Consider the following 19,387-nt stretch of genomic DNA (forward strand, 5'->3'; position numbering starts at 1 on the left):
GGCGGCTCAGGATTCCATATGCAACGTTCGACGGCCTTCGAGCGACTCGAACGCGGCCTCCGCTGCCTGGCTTCTATCCTTCACCACATCCAGCAGCCCCGAAAATTGCGGACATGCGCGAATCGAGTCCAGCCAGGGATCGGACACCATCGCCGGGTAGCAGGAGAAACCGCTCGCAACAACGCGCTCGAGCAGCTTGAGGGAGGCGTCTGTCTGACTCAGGTGAGCCAGGTGCCGGGTGAGGTAATAGAGTCCTTCCGGATCGCTGAACCCCGAGGAGACGATGGCCTCTACAGCAGCGATACTTCCCGCCTCGTCGCCTTCGATCAACCTGCGGGAGGCTCTCGCGAAGTGGCCCATCCTGCCCGCGACCTTCTCCTCAAGCAGGCGCAACCCGTGGATCGCCTCCTCCCTTCGCCCCGCTTCCGCCGACGACAGGCCTACGATGTACGGATCATTTTCGATCTTCGCATTCGCAGCGCGCTGATAGTCCCTTTGCAGAAACCACGTGTGCTGGACGCTGGTCCGGATCTTCGGATCAAGAGCGATCGCGCGACGATGTGCCGCCACGGAGGCGTCGAGTAAGCCGCAGTAGCGCAAAGGGCTCACCAGGCCGGCAAACAGTTCCGGATCTGCCGCATCCCGGGCGCGGGAGAGAAGACGTTTCATGGCGTCGGCTGCACGACCCAGATCAACTTCCAGTTGCGCATACCCCTTATGCGCGATACCGAGATCGGGATTGAGATCGAGAGCCTGCCGGAAGGCCGCTTCCGCTCGGCGTTGCTCCGCAGGGGTCTCGGAAGAGATGAACTTGGCCATGACGTGGTGCATTCTTCCCAGCCGCGCCCACGCCGGTGCATAGCAAGGATCGGCCTCCACGCAGCGCAGATACAGGTCTCGAGCCGTTTCCCATTGCTTTGAATCGTTACTGAATTGATTGGCGCGCAGGTAATATTCGTAGGCCTTTGCATCGGATGGCACATCCTGCCGCAGAATTCGCTGCTCCGTGGCCGAGAGCCGCAGCTCCAGCGCGTTCACAACGCACTCCGTGATCTCGTCCTGCAGACGGAAGATGTTGCCAATCGAGGTCTGCATCGACTGCGAGCACAATAACGTACCGCTTGCGGCGTCCGTCAGCTGGGCGACAATGCGGATCTCATCGCCTGCGGCGAGCAGCGTACCGGTCACGATCAGATCGACATCCGCCTCGGCTGCGATCTTCCTGAAATCGGGATCGGCCGCTGAAAATCGCGATGCCGCCAGGCTGGAGCGCACCACCAGCGACTTGAGGGTGGAAAGCGACGTCGCCAACGCGTCCGGAAGACTGAAGGCCAGAAAATCTGTCGCCGGATCAGACCGGAGGATACGGAATGGCAAAACGATCAGCCGCGTAAGCCTTTTCGGTACCGTGGAAGCCGCTGTCTCGACAGGCATAAGAAACCGGTAACCTCGGCGCGGCAGCGTTTCAATAAAACGAGGCGTGCCGGCGGTGTCACCCACTGCCTCGCGGATCTGCCGGATACAGAAGTTCAGGCCCTGCTCAAAGTCGACAAAGGTATCGTCACGCCAGACGCGTTCCCGGATCTCCGCGCGCGTCAGCACCTCGCCACTGCGGCTGACCAACAGCGCCAGCACCCGGAATGGCTGCGGCGGCAGCTTGATCCGGTCCCCGTTGCGGCGCAGCTCCCCGGAAGTCATATCAAGTTCAAAGACATCGAAGCGAAGGGTCTTAGCGAAGTCACTCATCGAAATCTCAGTTCTTGCTCATCTCGAATGCATGGATAAGTCGTTGCTACAGCAGTACAAGTGATTCATCGAGCTTCCGCGGAGCGGCGAAACTCCAACACCTAAAACTGACTGGGAGGCCGTAAGACCATGAGAATCAATGATATCGCGCCCGATTTTGAAGCCGCAACCACACATGGAACCATCCATTTCCACGACTGGCTCGGCGACGCCTGGGGTGTGCTCTTCTCTCACCCGAAGGACTTTACGCCGGTGTGCACCACCGAACTCGGCTACCTGGCAGGACTGAAGCCGGAGTTCGAAAGGCGGAACTGCAAGATTATCGGACTCAGCATTGATCCGGTCAACAATCACGAAAAGTGGGCCGAGGACATCGAGAAATCGCAGGGACACGCGGTGAATTACCCCATGATCGGCGACTTTGACCTGAAAGTCGCAAAGCTCTACGAGATGCTTCCCGCCGAAGCCGGAGACGCCTGTGACGGCCGCACAGCAGCCACCAACGCCACGGTTCGTACCGTCTTCGTGATCGGCCCGGACAAGAAGATCAAGCTAATGCTCGCCTATCCGATGACCACCGGACGCAACTTCGATGAGGTACTGCGGGTGATCGATTCGATGCAGCTCACGACGGCACACGCGGTTGCTACGCCGGTGAACTGGAAGCAGGGCGAAGATGTCATCATCGTGCCCGCCGTCTCGGATGAAGCGGCCAGGGAGAAGTATCCCGCGGGCTGGAACACAGTGTTGCCTTATCTGCGTCTCGTAGCGCAACCGTCCTAACCACACCATTCAGGAGACAGCGTCATGCAAACAGTACAGATCGAGCGCTTCTACCTTGGTTGTCTCGCCCACGCCTCCTACATGGTCGCATCCGAAGGCGTGGCCGCGGTGATCGATCCCCAGCGGGACGTGGATATCTATCTTGAAGCCGCAGCCCAGAACGGATGGAAGATCGAGTACATCATCGAGACGCATGTTCACGCCGACTTTGTCTCAGGACATCTCGAACTTGCCCAGCACACCGGGGCGCAGATCTATCTTGGCGCCGGGTCCGGAGCTGAGTTTCCTCACATTGCCGTCAAAGACGGAGACAGTATTGAGTTCGGCCAATGCTATCTCCGGTTTCTGCAGACGCCTGGGCACACGCTCGAAAGCATCTGCATTTTGATGCAGGATCGCGGTCAGCCGGAAAGGCCGGCCGCCGTCTTCACTGGAGATACCTTATTTGTCGGTGACGTGGGGAGGCCAGACCTTTCACCAACCCACACACCACAGCAACTCGCCGCCGCTCTGTATGAGAGTCTGCACAAAAAGCTGCTGACGCTTCCCGACGATACCGAGATCTATCCTGCCCACGGAGCGGGTTCCCTGTGCGGGCGCAACATGAGCCTGGAGAGCTCTTCGACGATCGGAAAGCAGCGGCATTCCAACTACGCGTTACAGGCGCGCAGCAGTGAGGAGTTCATCCACCTGCTCACGGATAATCTCGCTGCGGCGCCTGAGTATTTCGCCCGTGAAGTCACCCTCAACCGCAAAGGCGCGAGCCAGCTTTCTCAATTGCCGCGGCTTGCACCGCTGCCCGCCGCAGAGGTTCATCACCTGCAAAACGAGGGCGCCGTTGTATTGGACACGCGGCCATCGGCCCAGTTTGCCGCGGCGCACGTGCCCGGATCGATCCATATCGCGCTCACCGGCCAATATGCCTCGTGGGCGGCTCGCATTCTCGGCCTGGACACGCCGCTCATTATCGTGAGCGAAGACCCCGGGAGCGTGCGTGAATCGCAGATGCGACTTGCTCGCGTCGGTATGGAATCCGTCGCAGGATACCTGGAAGACGGCATCGCCGGCTGGGCAAAAGGCGGCTTCGACTTCGACTCGATTCCGCAGGTCGCTGTGGTGGATCTTGCTGATCTGCTCAACAACGAGCCGGATCAGGTTAGGGTGCTCGATGTGCGAGAGATGGCGGAAGTGGAAGCCGGCGCAATCCCGGACAGTCAGAATATTCCGTTAGGCAAGCTGAAGGCGCGTCTTGGAGAGTTGCCTTCAGAAAAGCTGATCGTCGTGCACTGCAAAAGCGGTTATCGCAGCTCAATTGCCGCCAGCATTCTGCGTCACGCGGGGATCAGGAATGTGGTCAACCTTATGGGCGGCTTCGAAGCCTGGAAGGCGGCCGGGCTTCCGTGCACACTCCCCCATCCTGCCGTGGCATAGAGATCTGAATAACGGGAATACAGCCAGTCCTTATCTCTGCAATATGTCTTGAAAGGAAGAAGTATGAAGATCGAACATCAGGCTTCCCATAGCGTACGATTCAGCATCCAGCGCCGCGAAGATACGGCGTCTGGCGTGGTGATCTTCCAACTGTCAGGACCATTTACCGTACGGCACATGTACGGTTCTATCTCTCCTGTTGCTTTGGACCATATCCTGGAATCAACACCGAGTAACACGGAATGTGGGGTTCACATCTTCGACCTCAGGCAAGTTCCCTACATGGACTTCGCCGGCCTCAGCCTGATTGTCCATCATTGCCGTGAGTGTCGATGTAGAGGAATCCACACCATCGCCACCGGAGTAGATCAACGCGTCCTTAATCGGTTTAAATCATCCAGGATGGAGAACGTGCTTCCGATGACGTTGGCACATTAGGAGTGTTCTACCGCGTTCTCGTCAACTCGGAGAACTAAGCGTTTAACTAAAGGTGAAATGCGAAAGATTATGGTTGCAGAGGAGGCCACCATTGTGGCCTCCTTTCCTTTGCATGAACAAGATCATGTTTCGCTGGTGCGCAGTTTGGATTGCGGCGTTGAGCGTCTCTGCGGCGGCGCAGACGTGGGACCCGCCGGTTGGCCATCGTGTCACCTACAAGAACGTCGACGGACGCGAGCTTGGGCTATGGATTCTCGAGCCGAAGGATGTCGGCGCCCGGGACTACGCCGCGGAACGCCCCGCTGTATTGCTGATTCACGGCGGCGGCTGGGTGAACGGTGCTCCTGGAGTGCACAACGATCAGGCGAAGGCGGTCGCCGCGCATGGTGCGGTTGCGATTCTATTACAGTACCGTTTGCTTGCTGCCAACTCGCACGAGGAACCGCGCATCTGCGTAGAAGATACGAAGAGCGCGATGCGATGGATTCGCAGGCATGCATCCGAACTCCATCTCGATGCGAAGAAGATTGCGGCAGGCGGAAGCTCTGCCGGTGGATACAACGCCGCGTTTGCTGCCGTCGCAGCGGGATGGGACGATCCGCAAGATGATCTGCGCGTCTCCGCCAGGCCGGGCGCTCTGGTGCTGCTGAACCCTGCTCTCGATGTTCACTACGCAAGCAACCTGTTTCACCACGACGAGAAGCTGTCACCGATGAGCTATGTGAATAAGGACGTTCCGCCGATGTTGATCATGAGCGGCAGCGATGATCCGGTGATCCATGCGGATGTGCTGCGCAGGTACGCAGCACAGTTGAAGGCCGCAGGCGTGCGGTGCGAACTGCATATCTATCCCGGACAGGTGCACTCGTTCTATAAGAAGGAGCCGTATCTCTCCGAAACGAATGCGTTGATGGTGGAGTTTCTGTATTCGCTGGGGTTTGTTTATCGCTGATTGGGTGCACTATGAGCGCTGAAGACCGGGGTCCCGAACGAACTTGTTCGTTGAGTGAACGATTCGAGCGCAGCTCCCGTTCGCGCATAGCGCGAATGTATTGCTTAAGGGGACGGCTTCAGCCGTCCCGCATTGACGCCTGAACGCAACGCGGCTTTAGACGCTGAGGTCAGGTTGGTGGAGATATCAACGAATGAACTATAGAGCGGGCCTTCAGCCCTTTAACACCTTTGTGGATGCCGGACACCTGGGGCGTTGCCCGGCTGGTATAGAACGCGCCTTTCCACCCCAATGAACAAGTTCATTGGGGACCCCGGCCTTCATCGCTTATGTTTCCGGTCGCCGAACCTCTACTGCGGGTTAGCCACGCTCAGGGCCTCAACGAAAGTGTTTCTTGAGGCGACTCGGGACGGCGATGAAAACTCACTCACAACTGACGCCGGAACTCTGATGGCGTCGTTCCAATACGTTTCCGGAAGACGCTTGCGAGATGCGACTGGCTGGAGAAGCCACATGCCGCGGCGATATCGATGAGCGGGCTTGTCGACGACGTCAACAATGTCATCGCATGGTGGATGCGCATCTGCATGTGGTACTCATAGGGCGTAACGCCGGTAGTGACCTGGAACATGCGGAGGAAATGGGCTCTGCTGTAGCCACACAGCGATGCCAGATCACCCAGCCTGATCCGCGCATGCAGGTTGTCGCCGAGCATCTCCGCAACGCGACGGAATGCGTACGGCGGCAATGCAGAGATCTTCTCCCGGTACGCTGAGGCTCGCTCCGCATGCAGTTCGAGGGAGCGGATCGCAAGCTCGTGCGTGAGCGAATCGACATAAAGCCGGCCGCAGGGAGAGCCACTTTGCAGCAGCGCGATGAGCCTTTCGAAGAGCTGGCGCAGACGGATGTCGTGAAGATTGGTGCGAATGTGCAGCGGGATTGAACGTCCGCTGAACTCTTCTTCCATGACCTCCCGCATGTACTCCGGCGCGAAGGCACAGTAGGCAAACTCCGCCGCCCCCTTCACCTTTACCTCCGTAATGCGGCCCGCCGGAAACAGGGTGATTGCGCCCTCTGACTTTACGATGTTTCTGAACCGGCCCAATGGTGTGCGTTGCTCGAACACCGTAGAACGCGCCAGGTGCATGGAGACGACATAGGCATCCAGTTGGGCTTCGACCCGCTCTCCCGGCTCACAGACATACCGCTCCATCAACACCGGCTCAGGAAAATCGATTTCCCGGCTGGTGAACAGGACCTTCGCCGGCCCCGGAGCGATGACGGGCGTCAATGATTTATGAGAGGCTGTTATCGTCTGGAGCATGGGGCGACCGGCCATTCCTTCCCAAAGCGATCTACGTTAGATGACCCGATAACCCGTTTTGATCCAAAGAATTTAGCTCAAAACCAGATGGCACGCGGATGCGTCTTCCCATTGAGACTGCAGCCCGGGCATAAAGTCGCATGATTCTGTGAGACTGCCGCCAGACGTGACCCATAAACTGCAAACTTGAGGGACCCTCAATGTGGATTGTTCGCCTAGCGCTTCGACGACCGTACACCTTCGTTGTGCTGTCGTTGCTGCTGTTTATTCTCGGTCCGGTCATGATGCTTCGGACACCAGTCGATATTTTTCCGAATATCGACATTCCGGTGGTCTCGGTTATCTGGAACTACTCCGGTCTCTCTCCCGAGCAGTTGAGCGATCGCATCGTGGTCACGTTTGAGCGAAACCTGACCACCACGGTCAACGATATCGATCACACCGAATCGCAGACGCTGAACGGTGTTTCGATCGTCAAGATCTTCTTTCACTCGAATGTGAACATCGCTCAGGCGGTAGCACAGGTCACGGCCGTGGCGCAGACGGCGCTTCGCCAGTTTCCGCAGGGCACAACTCCTCCGCTCGTCATCCAGTACAACGCGTCGAGTGTTCCTGTCCTGCAACTTGGCCTTTCAGGACAAGGGCTGACCGAACAGCAACTGAACGACTTCGGCCTGAACTTCATCCGCACACAGCTCGCGACCGTGCAGGGCGCGCAGATGCCGTTCCCCTATGGCGGAAAACAGCGCCAGGTCCAGGTGGATCTCGATACGCATAAGATGCAGGCGTTTGGGGTGTCTGCCGCGGATGTGGTGAACACGATCGGCCAGCAAAGCATCATTCTTCCGGCCGGCGATGTGAAGATGGGGCACCTGGACTACCAGGTTGAAACCAACAGCGCTCCGTCCACGATCGAGGGGCTGAACAATCTGCCGATCAAGACGGCCAACGGGGCCACCATCTACATCCGCGATATCGGCAACGTGCGTGACGGCTTCCCTCCGCAAACCAATATCGTTCGTGTCGATGGACAACGTGCGTCGCTGATGACGATCCAGAAGATCGGTAAGAGCTCGACGCTGGATATTATTTCCAACATCCGGAGCGCCCTGCCGGCAGTCCTGGCGCAATTGCCGCCGCAACTGAAGGTCAAGCCGATCGCCGATCAGTCGGTATTCGTCCGTGGCGCGATCAGCGGAGTCGTTCGTGAGGCGGTCATTGCCGCCGCCCTGACCGCCCTCATGATCCTCATCTTCCTGGGGAGCTGGCGCTCAACAATCATCATTGCGGTCTCGATCCCGCTCTCCATCATCTGTTCCCTGCTGATGCTCGCCGCCCTGGGCGAAACCATCAACATCATGACGCTGGGCGGACTTGCGCTCGCGGTCGGAATCCTGGTGGACGATGCGACCGTAGAGATTGAGAACATCAACCGCAATATTGAAGAAGGGAAAGAAGTCGAGCAGGCGATTCTCGACGGCGCCGCCCAGATCGCGGTTCCGGCCTTCGTCTCCACGCTCTGCATCTGCATCGTCTTTGTGCCGATGTTCTTCCTCGGCGGAGTCGCGAGATACCTTTTCGTTCCCCTTGCTGAGGCGGTAGTCTTCGCCATGCTGGCGTCGTACTTCCTCTCGCGAACCATCGTTCCCACGATGGCAAAGTATCTGCTGAAGCCGCACGAACACAACGCGCACAAGAAGGGATCGATCTTCACACGGATGTCCCAGGCATTCGAACGGGGATTCGAACACCTGCGCAGCGGCTACATGAAGCTGTTGCATCTGTGTGTCGCTCATCGCGTCCCTGTCATGCTGGGTATGGTCGCGTTCTGGGTGATATCGATCGCGCTGCTGTATCCCTTCCTGGGACAGGACTTCTTCCCCAGTGTCGATGGGGGCCAGTTCAAGCTCCACCTGCGCGGCCATACCGGAACCAGGATCGAAGACACCGCGGCGCTCTGCGATCGCGTAGAAGAGCTGATCCGCCAGGAGGTCCCGTCGGCGGAGATCACCTCAATCATCGACAACATCGGACTCCCCTACTCAGGACTAAATCTCAGCTACTCGAACTCTGCCCCGGTCGGTACGGCCGATGCGGATATCCTGGTATCGCTCTCGGAAGACCATCATCCCACAGGCGATTACACCAGGAGGCTGCGCGAGAAGTTGCTGCAGCAGTTCCCCGGTGTTGAGTTCTACTACCTGCCGACCGATATGGTCAGCCAGATTCTCAACTTCGGCCTGCCCGCGCAGCTCGATATCCAGGTCGTCGGACAGCAGGTTGAGCAGAACCGTCAGTTTGCCGAAACGCTGATGCGTGAGATCCGTCACATTCCCGGAACCACCGATCTTCGCATCCAGCAGCCGTTCAATCTTCCTGTCTGGAAGTTGAATGTCGATCGCACACGCGCGCAGCAGGTTGGCTACAGCGAACGCGATGTAGTCCAGAATGTACTGGTCGGCCTGAGCGGAAGCTTCCAGACCTCGCCGACCTTCTATCTGAATCCCCAGAACCACGTCAGCTATAACATCGCCGTACAAACGCCGGAATCGAAGGTGCAAAACCTGTCGGACCTGCAGAACTTCCCCATCGCATTGAATGGCAGCGGCAGGGACCCGCAGATTCTGGGCAATCTGTCCACGATTGAACGCGGAACGGAGCAAGCCACGGTAAGCCACTACAACGCTCGCCCTGTCATCGATATCGACGGCGCGGTGGAAGGCACCGACCTGGCGAGCGTCGCCAAGCGCATCAACCAGATCGTCGCGAATCATCAGAAAGAGCTTCCACGCGGTTCACAGATCTTTATCCGCGGGCAGATTCAGACGATGAAGGATTCGTTCGAGGGACTTATCTTCGGCCTGATCTTCTCCGTTGTTCTTGTGTATGCGCTGATTGTCGTCAACTTCCAGAGCTGGCTCGATCCGTTCATCATCATCTCGGCATTGCCCGGCGCTCTTTGCGGCATTGTGTGGTTCCTGTTCCTGACTCACACGCATGTCAGCGTTCCCGCGCTGACCGGATCGATCATGTGCATGGGTGTCGCGACGGCCAACTCGATTCTGATGATCAGCTTCGCCAAGGATCAGATGATTGCGGGAGAGAACTCGCGCGCCGCGGCGCTGCAGGCAGGCTTCACACGCTTTCGGCCGGTTCTGATGACAGCCCTCGCCATGATCATAGGCATGGTGCCAATGGCCCTTGGCCTTGGAGACGGTGGCGAGCAAAACGCACCTCTTGGCCGTGCCGTCATCGGCGGCCTGCTGCTGGCGACCTTCGGAACACTGACCTTCGTCCCAATGTTCTTCTCCTTCATGCATCGAAACGATAAGCCCGCTGTGGAATCAACGCCGGACGAGAGTGAGATATGAGCGAATCAAAGAAAAATGAAGTAGGTGGCGGACAGCAGCACCCGGAGCAACTCCCGCAGCGAGGGAGTTCCCGCAACGTCGTCCTCGGTCTGATCCTTGTCCTGCTGCTGTTGGTGATTGGCGCCGTCGCGGGTGTGTTCACGCGCGGCAAAGACAATAAAGAGCTGGAGAGATACACCGCAGCCAACGCCGCTCCCACCGTGGACCTGGTCGCTCCCAAGCGACAGGGTGCGGGCAAAGAGATTGTTCTTCCGGGCAATATGCAGGCGTTCACCCTGGCCCCTATCTACGCCAGAACCAGTGGCTACGTTCGTTCGTGGACGCATGACATTGGCTCCCATGTAAAGCAGGGTGAGCTGCTTGCAGTGATCGAGACGCCGGAGCTTGACCAGCAGCTTGCACAGGCGAAGGCAGATCTCGAAAGCGCAAAGACCAATGCCAGCATCGCGAAGGTCACGTCTGACAGATATCAGGACCTCGTGGGCAGCAACGCTGTCTCGCAGCAGGACACCGACAATGCTGTAAGCGTAACCCAGCAGCGCAACGCCGCTGTGCAGTCAGCGGAAGCCAACGTTCGCAGGCTGCAGGAGCTGGTTGGCTTTGAGCGCATCATCGCGCCCTTCGATGGTGTCATCACGGCCCGCAACCTGGACGTGGGACAACTGATTACCGCCTCGGGAAGCACCGTGACCGCAGGCGCCGGGACCAATGTTGTTAGCCGGCAGGTCTTCGACCTGTCAGACATTCGCAGGCTGCGCGTCTTCGTGAACGTTCCCCAGATGTACACACCCGATGCCGCTGTCGGCATGACCGCCTCACTGACACTGCCTCAGTATCCGGGAAAGACCTTCACCGGAAAGCTTGTACGCACTGCCAGCGCCGTTGATCCCGGCACACGGACGTTGCTTGTGGAAGTGGATGTCGACAACAAAACCGGGGAGTTGCTGCCGGGAAGCTACACGGAGGTTCACCTTAAGTCGACCGGTGAGGTGCCGGTGCTGCTCATTCCTGTAACCGCCCTGATCCTGAACGCGGAAGGACAACAGGTTGCCACGGTCGATGCACAGAATAAGGTCCATATGGTTCGAGTCACCACCGGCCGTGATTTTGGCACCACCGTTGAAGTGCTGAGCGGACTGGCAGAGGACCAGAAGGTTGTCGCCACCCCCTCGGACTCTCTTGCGGAAGGCGATGCCGTTCGGGTTGTCGCGCCGAAGCAAGACAACACAGGAGGCGCGAAGTGACACGCAGGGCAAGTCTGGCTGCCGTAGGGATGGTTGGCGCTGCCCTGAGTATGGGCGGTTGCAAGGTCGGCCCTGCGTACAAGGCGCCGGCGGTGCAGGCTCCTCCTGCCTATTCCGAGAATGGCGCCAACGGCGGGCCAACGGGTAACTGGAGTGCCGCCGCTCCCGCTGACGATAAGAGCCGCGGTCAATGGTGGACGGTCTATAACGATGCCACTTTGGATCAGTTGGAAGAACAGTGCGCCAACGCCAACCTGAGCATCGCTGCGGCCTCACAAGCATACGAGCAGTCGCACGCGCTGGTGCAGAGTGTGCGCTCAGCGCTCTTCCCTTCGGTGTCGATCGGAGCCTCGGCCACACGCAACCGCATTTCGTCCTACAGGCCGCTGCGTCCGACCACTGCTCCGAACTACTACTGGGACTTCCTGATTCCGCTCTCCATAAGCTGGGAGCCCGATATCTGGGGCCGTGTCCATCGCCAGATTGAGTCTGCCTCCGCTACTGCTCAGGCCTCGGCCGCCGACCTGGCGAACACCCGTCTCAGCCTGCAGGGAACGCTTGCAGCAACCTACTTCCAGATCCGCGGGATCGATCTGCAGACCAAGCTGCTGCAATCGACCGTGGATGCCTACACGGAGACCCTGGGTCTGACAGAGAACCGTCGCAAAGGTGGACTGGCGTCGGAGAGCGATGTCGAGCAGGCGAAGACGCAACTGGAACAGACACGCGCGCAGTTGATCGATCTCGGCGTACAGCGTGCAAAGCTTGAGCATGCGATTGCTGTTCTGATCGCCGTTCCTGCTCAAACCTACAAGCTCGCCGAAAAGCCACTGGACGGCGACCCGCCCGCGATTCCTGTCGGTATCCCCTCAGAGCTCTTGCAGCGCCGGCCGGACATCGCCACAGCTGAGCGCCGTGTCGCGGCAGCGAACGCGCTGATCGGAGTTCAGAAAGCAGCGTACTACCCGAACATCACCCTGGGCGCGAACGGCGGTGTTGAGAGCAGCGACATCACCAACCTTATGAATACGGGCTCGACGCTGTGGAATGCAGGCCCGTCAGCAAGCGAGATTCTTTTCGACGCGGGCCGCAGGAAAGCAAACGTACAGGCGGCAGTGGCACAGCGGGAACAGGCTGCGGCTCTCTACCAGCAGCAGGTTCTCTCGGCCTTCCGCGACGTGGAAGATCAGCTCTCGTCACTCCGCATCCTGGCGGATGAAGCCCAGGTCCAGCAACGCGCCGTCGCCAGCGCTGAACGTTCGACCGAGCTTTCTATTCTTCGTTATAAGCGCGGACTCGCACCTTATCTTGAAGTACTGACCAATCAGACGATCCAGCTTTCCAACGAGCGTGTCGCCGCCGGACTGGTCGCGGACAGAATCGTAGCGAGCGTCGGATTGCAGATCGCCATCGGCGGAGGCTGGAACTCACTGCAACTGCCGAAGAATTAGAGCAATACACTGGGTGCCCCATCCATCGCGATAGCGATGGGTGGGATATTTGAGCGAAGCTCCGTTCGCGCATAGCGCGAATGTATTGCTTAAGGGGACGGCTTCAGCCGTCCCGCATCGACATCAGAGAGGCAGGCGGCTTTAGCCGCTGAGGTCAATGCATCGAAAAAGATGTCGTACTTTGGCGACTAGATTTGACCTCAGCGGCTAAAGCCACATGTCTTGCATGCGCTCAAACGGCATGGCTGAAGCCATGCCCTTAAGCAAGACGGAGCGCCTTCAGCGCTTATCTAGCTGAAGCCCGCTGCTCCCACCCAAACTCCTCCATACCGACGTGCCTTGCCGCAGCAAACCTGCTTGACGACCATAAAAGTAGAATGCTACATAGGATATGTCATTTTCGGAAGAGTAAGGAAGGAAGACGAAGCCTATGGGAAAAGTCGGTAGATATCGTCAACCTTTCTTGCTCACTTCCGGTGACGAAGTTTTATCCCCGGTGTCTAACTGACCGAATCTCCAATTCCCGCCTGGATACTCAGGCGCCAGATAGTCGAGGCACAGCCATGCGAATCTCTACAATGCTCGTGGTTCTTGGGGGACTCACGGCCCAGATCTCAGGACAGCCTGGCCAGACAACCCGTTTTGCAGAGGCGATGTTTATGCCAGAGGACAGGGCCGAGGATTCCTATGCTATTTATTCGCAACTGCTCAAGAGTGGTCCTATTGAATGGCGAGAGGCCAGCAGACAGCAGTGGCTTATCGAAGAAATCACCAATGCCACTCCACTCAGTACTGCTTGCCGGGCGCCCGAAGGCGGCCCGCTTAGGATGAATCCACATCTGGCCGTCGAGGCCCCGGCGGATCGGCAAGCGGAGTGGGCCGAGGTTTTGGCGGACTACGACCAACACTGTCACGATGTGGTTCGCCTGAACCGGCAGAATTTCAAAACCGAACTCCCGGTTCACCTGCTGAACACCGAAGATCGTTATAGATATATGCGGAACCCCAACAAACCGCCGGCGGAACTCGCCCATGGTGCAGGCATGCATCAGTTTACTGAGGTCTTCTTCAATACAAACCACACGCTGGCGCTGGTGGAGGAAGGCATGTGGTGCGGCTCGCTCTGCGGAAACTGGATGTGGGTTGTGCTTCAGCGGAAGCAGGATGGGTGGGAGATGCTGCCGTGGGTACGCGCTGCTGCGTTCTCCTAGACATTGCCATTGGCGGGACTCGACAGATCCATCGCGAGCGTCGGGCTACAGCTCGCCATCGGCATACCGCCCTCGTGGAAGCCCTGGTTTGTCCAAAACACCTCGCAGCCCCTTTCAGGGAACCGCCTTGCCGACGTAAACTCACTAGCTGGAACCAGAAATAATTCTGGTACTTGCCCTTACTGGCAGCATCAAAAGCGTGGTCTGATGCGATTGCTGGCTATTACCCGCTACGAGGTAGAAATACGCTATGGCAACGGCGGCATACATAATTCGGCCTCAACTTGTCGAGCGTCGCGCGCGACTCCAGGCCGCTTCAGGATCGGTTCCTGACGACTATCTTCGAGAGCTTCTTGCGGAAGTAGATACTGCTCTCGCGAAGATCGAGGTCGGACGTTACGGCTTGTGTGAGACATGTAATGACTCCATTGAAAAAGATCGGCTGGAGCTCGACCCTCTCTGCCGATTCTGTCTCGACCACCTGGACGACAAGGAACGGGCACAGCATCAAAAAGATCTTGATCTGGCAACACAGATCCAATTTCAGCTTTTGCCGCCGAGAAATCTCACACTGGAACGATGGGAGGCACAGTACCGCTACGAGCCTGTAGGGGCCGTGGGAGGCGACTACTGCGAGGTAAGCCTGCAGGGTGACGCCGCCAGTGGCAACCAGCGCCTCTTTTTCGCAGTTGGCGATGTGGCCGGCAAAGGAGTCGCGGCATCCTTGCTGATGATGCACCTCAGCGCCATCTTTCGTAGCTTACTGTCGATGAACCTTTCACTTGCAGAGATCGTCACAAGAGCGAACCGCCTCTTCTGCGAGAGCACCGGGCCGGCTCACTATGCAACCCTGGTGTGCGGTCGAGCTACCACGGACGGAATCGAGATATGCAACGCCGGGCACTGTCCGCCCCTCCTTCTGCTTCATCACGGAACCGAATGGCTGGATTCAAACGGTCTCCCCCTGGGTATCTCCCCAAGTGCTCAGTACACGGTGACGCAGCACACCCCATGCGACGGAGAGTGTCTCGTCTTTTACTCCGATGGCATCACCGAGGCCACGAGTCCATCGGGAGACGACTACCAGCATGAGCGTTTGATCCAGACCCTCAGAGAACGGTTCCAGCATGGCGCACACGCCATGTGTGACGCCGTACTGCACGATCTCGGACAATTCCGCGGAGCGACTCCAGCCGCTGATGATGTAACTCTTTTAATCGTGCGGCGCCACTAGACTGGAACTCGTTGAACGACCTACGTTCTTGCCTCGTACACGATATTAAAAGGTGTTTCCGTGGCCCGCCGGAAATGTGTGAACCCTGCGTTGGTTACCACATCGCGAATTCGCGCCTCGCCGGCCTGCGCGCCGAGGCACATTCCAACTTCCTGCGAGCGGGAGCAGGGTGTGCACAGGAGCGTCGAAAAGGAGTAATAGACCCGGCCGACTGGATTCAAATTGTCTTTGAGTTCGTCGTTGGCAAAAGGCTCCACAATCATCCAGGTACCCCCTGGAGCCAGGGACTGCCGCACATGTTTGGCTGCCCCGACGGGGTCGCCCATATCGTGGAGGCAATCGAACACGGCGACAAAGTCATAGTCTTTGCCGGGAAACTCTTTGGCTTTGGCCACCTCGAAGTGAACCCGATCGGACAGACCTTCCTTTTGCGCTTTTTCGCGCGCTGCCTCAACGGATTTGTCGTGGTAATCGAATCCAAAGAACTCCGATTTTGGAAAGGCTTTGGCCATCAGGATGGTGGATGATCCGGTGCCACATCCAACGTCGGCTACCCGCGCTCCTTGTTCAAGCTTTGCCTGGACACCCTGAAGTGCAGGGATCCAGGAACTGACGAGATTCGCAGCATAACCGGGCCGAAAGAACTTCTCGCACCCATGGAACACGCCCTCAACATGCTCACCCCAGCCCATGCCAGCCCCGGTTCGAAAGGATTCCGCAATTCGCGGCACGGCAGCCAACGAGCCCAATGCCAGTTCGAAGGCGCCGGGCAGATATGCCGGACTATCTTCCGTGGCAAGCGTGAACGCCTGTTCCGGAGTGAGGCTGAACTGCTGAGTCGATGCGTCGTATGTGATGTATCCGCCTGCTGCCTGTGACGCCAGCCATTCGCGCAGGTATCGCTCGTCTGTTCCCGTCTTTTTTGCCAGCTCAGCCGACGTCGCAGGTGCACCGGCGAGGGCCTTGTATAAGCCGAGTTTTTCACCGATCACCACCATGCCGGCATGCACGGAAGCACCCAGGTCGTCGATGAACTTTCCCAGGAAGGCGTTCAGTTGATCCATATTGATGACAGGAGCCTGTGTCGTCGCCATAAGAGTCTCCTTTGCGGTGAGAGCATCTCCGCCCGGCCGAGATTAGGAGCAGCAGCAGCCGGTTTCGAGGCGGTAATTGTGCGCCGCTCACGTAGTGAAAATCAAGCTTTCAGCGATGTTCCCGAAATCCGGACGGTTTCGATTGCAGTCAAGCTGTTCAAAACCTTGCCCTCAGCGGCTAAAGCCGCGTTGCTTTCTGAGCCCCGTACGGCACGGCTAAAAGCCGTGCCCTTAAGCAAGACAGAGCTCCTTCGGAGCTTTGCCCAAGAAGCACCGCGAGACTTAGCCTCACGCATCGATCTCCACGGTACGACCTGACAGAGATAGAGGGCTTTGCCACGTTACTCTGAAGCCGTTGCGCGCGGCGCAGCCGTTTCTCACCGTAGGTGCGAATGTCTTGCTTAAGGGGACGGCTTTCAGCCGTCCCATATCTGTCCGACGAACAAAGCCGTTTTAACCGCTGAGGGCAAGACTAGGGTGCATCGTCAAATTCGCCTTCAGCGCTTATATTGCCCCACTCCCTCTAAGTCACACCTTGCACGCTTTCAGACACCAACGGAAGCCACACCTGAAAACAGGTATCACCTGGACGAGATTCGACATGGATCTCACCCTGGTGGTTCCGGACAATTCGCAACGCCGTATCGAGTCCCAGTCCCGTTCCCTCACCGATACCCTTCGTCGTGAAGAACGGTTCAAAGATATGTGGCCGTATCTCCTCCGGGATACCTGGACCGTTGTCGCCAATCTCGACAACGGCCATCTCGCCCTGACGCGATGTCCGTAGCCGCAGGTCTCCTTTGCCGGCCATCGCCTCAATGGCATTGAGGATGAGATTCGTCCAAACCTGGTTGAGCTGGCTTCCGAAGGAGTTCACCAGCAACGGAACCGGTTGATAGTCCCGTACAATCGTGATCCCTTCCCGGAGCTTGTGATCGAAGATCGCCAGAGTCGACTCCAGGCTGCGCACGATATCGACATCCTGCACCGGCGCCTGGTCCAGGTAGGTGTATTCCTTAACGGCGCCCACCAGCTCCGAGATACGCGAAGTACTGGTCACAATCGCACGGGAGAGCACACCAAGCTCCGCCGTTGCGGCCAGCCGTGTCACCGCCGCGTGCACAGCCGCAGGATCAAGCTTGAGCAGGATGGACCGCAACGCCTCCGGCTGGACCTGGCATCTTGCCAACGCGGAGGAGGATTGCCAGGTCTCATGCTCTCCCAGCGAGAGCAGAACCAATGCGATCTGATCCTCCAAATCACCCAATGCCAGCGGGTCGGGATCGCAATCGGGTAGGAGCTGTTTTTCAAAGTGCACCAGGTCCAGTCGCTGCTCCTCGGAGAGGGCGCATCGCCCCAGCTCAAACGAAGCGAACTTCAGGCGGTCCAGATGTTCCTGTAACTGACTTGCCGCACGCGCAGCCGCTGATGCTGGATTATTCAGTTCATGCGCCAGACCTGCCGACAGTCTGCCCAGAGAAAATAGCCGGTCTCTCTGTTGCTCGATGCGGGTGCCCTCCCGAATCCGGTCAGACATCTTCGCGACCAGCCGCGCGGTAAACTCCGGCATCTTCGGAATCAGTTCGGGAAACATCGAAACAGGAAACCGCAACAGTCTCGCCTTGTTCAGCGCGATACCCGTGACGGTGAACTCCTTCATCCGCGAGAACGGATACACCCCGGTGACTTCGCCGGCTGGGGAGGGCAGTACGACAGTGTCGCCGCCGAACTCGCCGCGCCACTGAAACTGCCCTTCCAGCAGAACGAATAGCCAGGCCGGAGGATCGCCTTTCCGTGCGAACGGCTCTCCCGCTTCAAGATGCACCTCTTCTGCGTGACTCAGAAACCACTCTAGCTGGTCATCAGGCAGGTTCGCGAAGGCAGAAATGCCTCCGAGCACAGATCGGTCAATCACAGGAACCTCTTTTCACGGGAAGAGAAACTGGAGCAAGTCCATTCTCTAACATCTCGCCCTCACTCAGACCATCGTCCCGGGACCCTGCATCCCCTAGACCGCAGGAACATTCGACGTGTAGAGGTAGTACGTCTTATCAGTCTCGTTGGCCAGTATCCAGGGATCATGCAGCGGCATGTTCGGCAACGTCAACGATGCCGCTTCGGGGGGTTGCGCCCGTAGGACACCGCACATCAACAGCGTCACGACGCACAGGCCTGTTATCGCCTGCGAACTCTTCCACATCCCTTTGCGCATGCCGTTCCCTCTAACGGAACCACGATAGCAAAGTCGTCGAAAGAGCGACTTGAATTGATGACGACAGTGGTGCGTGAGAACGGGTGGGAGCAGCGGGCTTCAGCCCGCTGATAAAGGCATAAAAAATAAATGGGCTTTAGCCCTGGGCCTTTTCTATCCAACAACCAAAAGGCCCAAGGCTAAAGCCCATCTCTCTCTGGATCTACTAAACCCAGGGCTGAAGCCCTCGGCTCCACCCGTTCAACTCACCGACTGTCGTCATGGATCCAAGTTGATCTTCTCGACAAACGAAGAGCTCAAAAACGCACAACCACACCCGAGCTCAAGCGCAGGTTATTCTGCACCGTTGTCGTGCCATTCGATAGAGAGGTCCTTAGCCAGTCAGCTTCGATCGCACGCACGTAGACACGCGATGAAACGCGATAGTTCACGCCTCCGCCGATCATGAGCGCCGCCCCCTTAGCGCTGGACGTTGCGCCATTGGGATTCGGAAACAGACTATTGCTTCCGCGCGCCACCCCTCCCATGGCCTGGCCATAGACCTTGAGCCGTCCCTGGAGAGAGGAGATGCTGTAACGCGGGCCGATGACCGCCGCTGTCAGGTCTAAGCCCACGTTCGTACCGGGCATTTTGCCAGTATGCAAGCGGGAGAGATCCGCCCCGAGGCTCCACCGATGCGTCAGCGCTCTTTCCACCTGAACGCCGCCGCCCTTCATCCAAAAGTTGAACGCGGGAACCGTGTTGGCACGGGCGGCATGAAAGTTAGCCGCAATCTCCATCGAGCCGTATTTCGGCCCATTGGATTCCGGGCGCGCCTGCGCCCATACGCGTGCTGTGCTGAAAATGCAGCCTGCAACGAGCACTACTCCGAGAATGTTGTAACGCATACTATCTCT

15 protein-coding genes are annotated in these 19,387 nt (G+C 58.1%); 9 read left to right on the top strand and 6 right to left on the bottom strand.

What is annotated here, in order from left to right:
* Positions 1-6: 6 nt before the first annotated feature.
* The gene (locus FTW19_RS23725; protein ID WP_147650037.1) at positions 7-1,746 is read right to left on the bottom strand and encodes a winged helix-turn-helix domain-containing protein; all 1,740 of its coding nucleotides are present in this window, start codon (positions 1,744-1,746) and stop codon (positions 7-9) included.
* Positions 1,747-1,875: 129 nt separating this feature from the next.
* Here FTW19_RS23725 and FTW19_RS23730 point away from each other — a divergent pair, with 129 nt between their 5' ends.
* The 4 genes from FTW19_RS23730 to FTW19_RS23745 all read left to right on the top strand — a co-directional run bounded on the left by FTW19_RS23730 (position 1,876) and on the right by FTW19_RS23745 (position 5,350).
* A complete protein-coding gene (locus FTW19_RS23730; RefSeq protein ID WP_147650038.1) occupies positions 1,876-2,529 on the top strand; it encodes a peroxiredoxin in 654 nt (217 codons plus the stop codon).
* A 24-nt stretch (positions 2,530-2,553) separates the two neighbouring features.
* Positions 2,554-3,960 carry an MBL fold metallo-hydrolase gene (locus FTW19_RS23735; protein ID WP_147650039.1) on the top strand — a complete coding sequence of 469 codons (1,407 nt, stop codon included), beginning with the start codon at positions 2,554-2,556 and terminating at the stop codon, positions 3,958-3,960.
* Positions 3,961-4,023: 63 nt separating this feature from the next.
* The gene (locus FTW19_RS26520; protein ID WP_147650040.1) at positions 4,024-4,398 is read left to right on the top strand and encodes an STAS domain-containing protein; all 375 of its coding nucleotides are present in this window, start codon (positions 4,024-4,026) and stop codon (positions 4,396-4,398) included.
* A 124-nt stretch (positions 4,399-4,522) separates the two neighbouring features.
* Positions 4,523-5,350 (top strand): alpha/beta hydrolase, encoded by an 828-nt coding sequence (locus FTW19_RS23745; RefSeq protein WP_187143149.1) that lies wholly within the window; start codon positions 4,523-4,525, stop codon positions 5,348-5,350.
* A gap of 427 nt (positions 5,351-5,777) precedes the next feature.
* On the opposite strand, the gene FTW19_RS23750 is transcribed toward FTW19_RS23745, so the two are convergent.
* Entirely contained in the window at positions 5,778-6,674 is an 897-nt protein-coding gene (locus FTW19_RS23750; protein WP_187143150.1) for a helix-turn-helix transcriptional regulator, read from the bottom strand.
* A 200-nt stretch (positions 6,675-6,874) separates the two neighbouring features.
* Between FTW19_RS23750 and FTW19_RS23755 the strand changes: the two genes are divergently transcribed.
* The 5 genes from FTW19_RS23755 (at position 6,875) to FTW19_RS23775 (ending at position 15,185) form a co-directional block, all read left to right on the top strand.
* Complete coding sequence (locus FTW19_RS23755) at positions 6,875-10,045, top strand: efflux RND transporter permease subunit (protein WP_147650043.1); 3,171 nt, start codon at positions 6,875-6,877, stop codon at positions 10,043-10,045.
* Entirely contained in the window at positions 10,042-11,289 is a 1,248-nt protein-coding gene (locus tag FTW19_RS23760) for an efflux RND transporter periplasmic adaptor subunit (RefSeq protein ID WP_147650044.1), read from the top strand. Before FTW19_RS23755 ends, FTW19_RS23760 begins: the two co-directional genes overlap by 4 nt.
* Positions 11,286-12,740, top strand: coding sequence for an efflux transporter outer membrane subunit (locus FTW19_RS23765; RefSeq protein ID WP_246153470.1), 1,455 nt, complete (start codon positions 11,286-11,288; stop codon positions 12,738-12,740). Before FTW19_RS23760 ends, FTW19_RS23765 begins: the two co-directional genes overlap by 4 nt.
* Before the next feature lie 827 nt (positions 12,741-13,567).
* Positions 13,568-13,951, top strand: coding sequence for a hypothetical protein (locus tag FTW19_RS23770; RefSeq protein ID WP_147650045.1), 384 nt, complete (start codon positions 13,568-13,570; stop codon positions 13,949-13,951).
* Positions 13,952-14,201: 250 nt separating this feature from the next.
* Positions 14,202-15,185: a SpoIIE family protein phosphatase gene (locus FTW19_RS23775; RefSeq protein WP_147650046.1), complete on the top strand. Its 984-nt coding sequence runs from the start codon at positions 14,202-14,204 to the stop codon at positions 15,183-15,185.
* Between the two features lie 20 nt (positions 15,186-15,205).
* On the opposite strand, the gene FTW19_RS23780 is transcribed toward FTW19_RS23775, so the two are convergent.
* The 4 genes from FTW19_RS23780 to FTW19_RS23795 form a co-directional block, all read right to left on the bottom strand.
* Complete coding sequence (locus FTW19_RS23780) at positions 15,206-16,279, bottom strand: class I SAM-dependent methyltransferase (RefSeq protein WP_187143151.1); 1,074 nt, start codon at positions 16,277-16,279, stop codon at positions 15,206-15,208.
* Positions 16,280-16,802: 523 nt separating this feature from the next.
* Positions 16,803-18,194 carry an ATP-binding protein gene (locus tag FTW19_RS23785; RefSeq protein ID WP_147650047.1) on the bottom strand — a complete coding sequence of 464 codons (1,392 nt, stop codon included), beginning with the start codon at positions 18,192-18,194 and terminating at the stop codon, positions 16,803-16,805.
* 93 nt (positions 18,195-18,287) lie between these two features.
* Positions 18,288-18,491, bottom strand: coding sequence for a hypothetical protein (locus tag FTW19_RS23790; RefSeq protein ID WP_147650048.1), 204 nt, complete (start codon positions 18,489-18,491; stop codon positions 18,288-18,290).
* Between the two features lie 296 nt (positions 18,492-18,787).
* The gene (locus FTW19_RS23795; protein WP_147650049.1) at positions 18,788-19,378 is read right to left on the bottom strand and encodes an outer membrane beta-barrel protein; all 591 of its coding nucleotides are present in this window, start codon (positions 19,376-19,378) and stop codon (positions 18,788-18,790) included.
* Between the last annotated feature and the right edge of the window lie 9 nt (positions 19,379-19,387).

The sequence above is a fragment of the Terriglobus albidus genome, from assembly GCF_008000815.1.
GTDB classification, from domain to species: Bacteria; Acidobacteriota; Terriglobia; order Terriglobales; family Acidobacteriaceae; genus Terriglobus; species Terriglobus albidus_A.

What these genes read in the sequence shown, in the direction of transcription:
- FTW19_RS23725 (WP_147650037.1), bottom strand. Translation starts at nt 1,746, where the DNA reads ATGAGTGACTTCGCTAAGACCCTTCGCTTCGATGTCTTTGAACTTGAT.
- FTW19_RS23730 (WP_147650038.1), top strand. Translation starts at nt 1,876, where the DNA reads ATGAGAATCAATGATATCGCGCCCGATTTTGAAGCCGCAACCACACAT.
- FTW19_RS23735 (WP_147650039.1), top strand. Translation starts at nt 2,554, where the DNA reads ATGCAAACAGTACAGATCGAGCGCTTCTACCTTGGTTGTCTCGCCCAC.
- FTW19_RS26520 (WP_147650040.1), top strand. Translation starts at nt 4,024, where the DNA reads ATGAAGATCGAACATCAGGCTTCCCATAGCGTACGATTCAGCATCCAG.
- FTW19_RS23745 (WP_187143149.1), top strand. Translation starts at nt 4,523, where the DNA reads ATGTTTCGCTGGTGCGCAGTTTGGATTGCGGCGTTGAGCGTCTCTGCG.
- FTW19_RS23750 (WP_187143150.1), bottom strand. Translation starts at nt 6,674, where the DNA reads ATGCTCCAGACGATAACAGCCTCTCATAAATCATTGACGCCCGTCATC.
- FTW19_RS23755 (WP_147650043.1), top strand. Translation starts at nt 6,875, where the DNA reads ATGTGGATTGTTCGCCTAGCGCTTCGACGACCGTACACCTTCGTTGTG.
- FTW19_RS23760 (WP_147650044.1), top strand. Translation starts at nt 10,042, where the DNA reads ATGAGCGAATCAAAGAAAAATGAAGTAGGTGGCGGACAGCAGCACCCG.
- FTW19_RS23770 (WP_147650045.1), top strand. Translation starts at nt 13,568, where the DNA reads ATGAATCCACATCTGGCCGTCGAGGCCCCGGCGGATCGGCAAGCGGAG.
- FTW19_RS23775 (WP_147650046.1), top strand. Translation starts at nt 14,202, where the DNA reads ATGGCAACGGCGGCATACATAATTCGGCCTCAACTTGTCGAGCGTCGC.
- FTW19_RS23780 (WP_187143151.1), bottom strand. Translation starts at nt 16,279, where the DNA reads ATGGCGACGACACAGGCTCCTGTCATCAATATGGATCAACTGAACGCC.
- FTW19_RS23790 (WP_147650048.1), bottom strand. Translation starts at nt 18,491, where the DNA reads ATGCGCAAAGGGATGTGGAAGAGTTCGCAGGCGATAACAGGCCTGTGC.
- FTW19_RS23795 (WP_147650049.1), bottom strand. Translation starts at nt 19,378, where the DNA reads ATGCGTTACAACATTCTCGGAGTAGTGCTCGTTGCAGGCTGCATTTTC.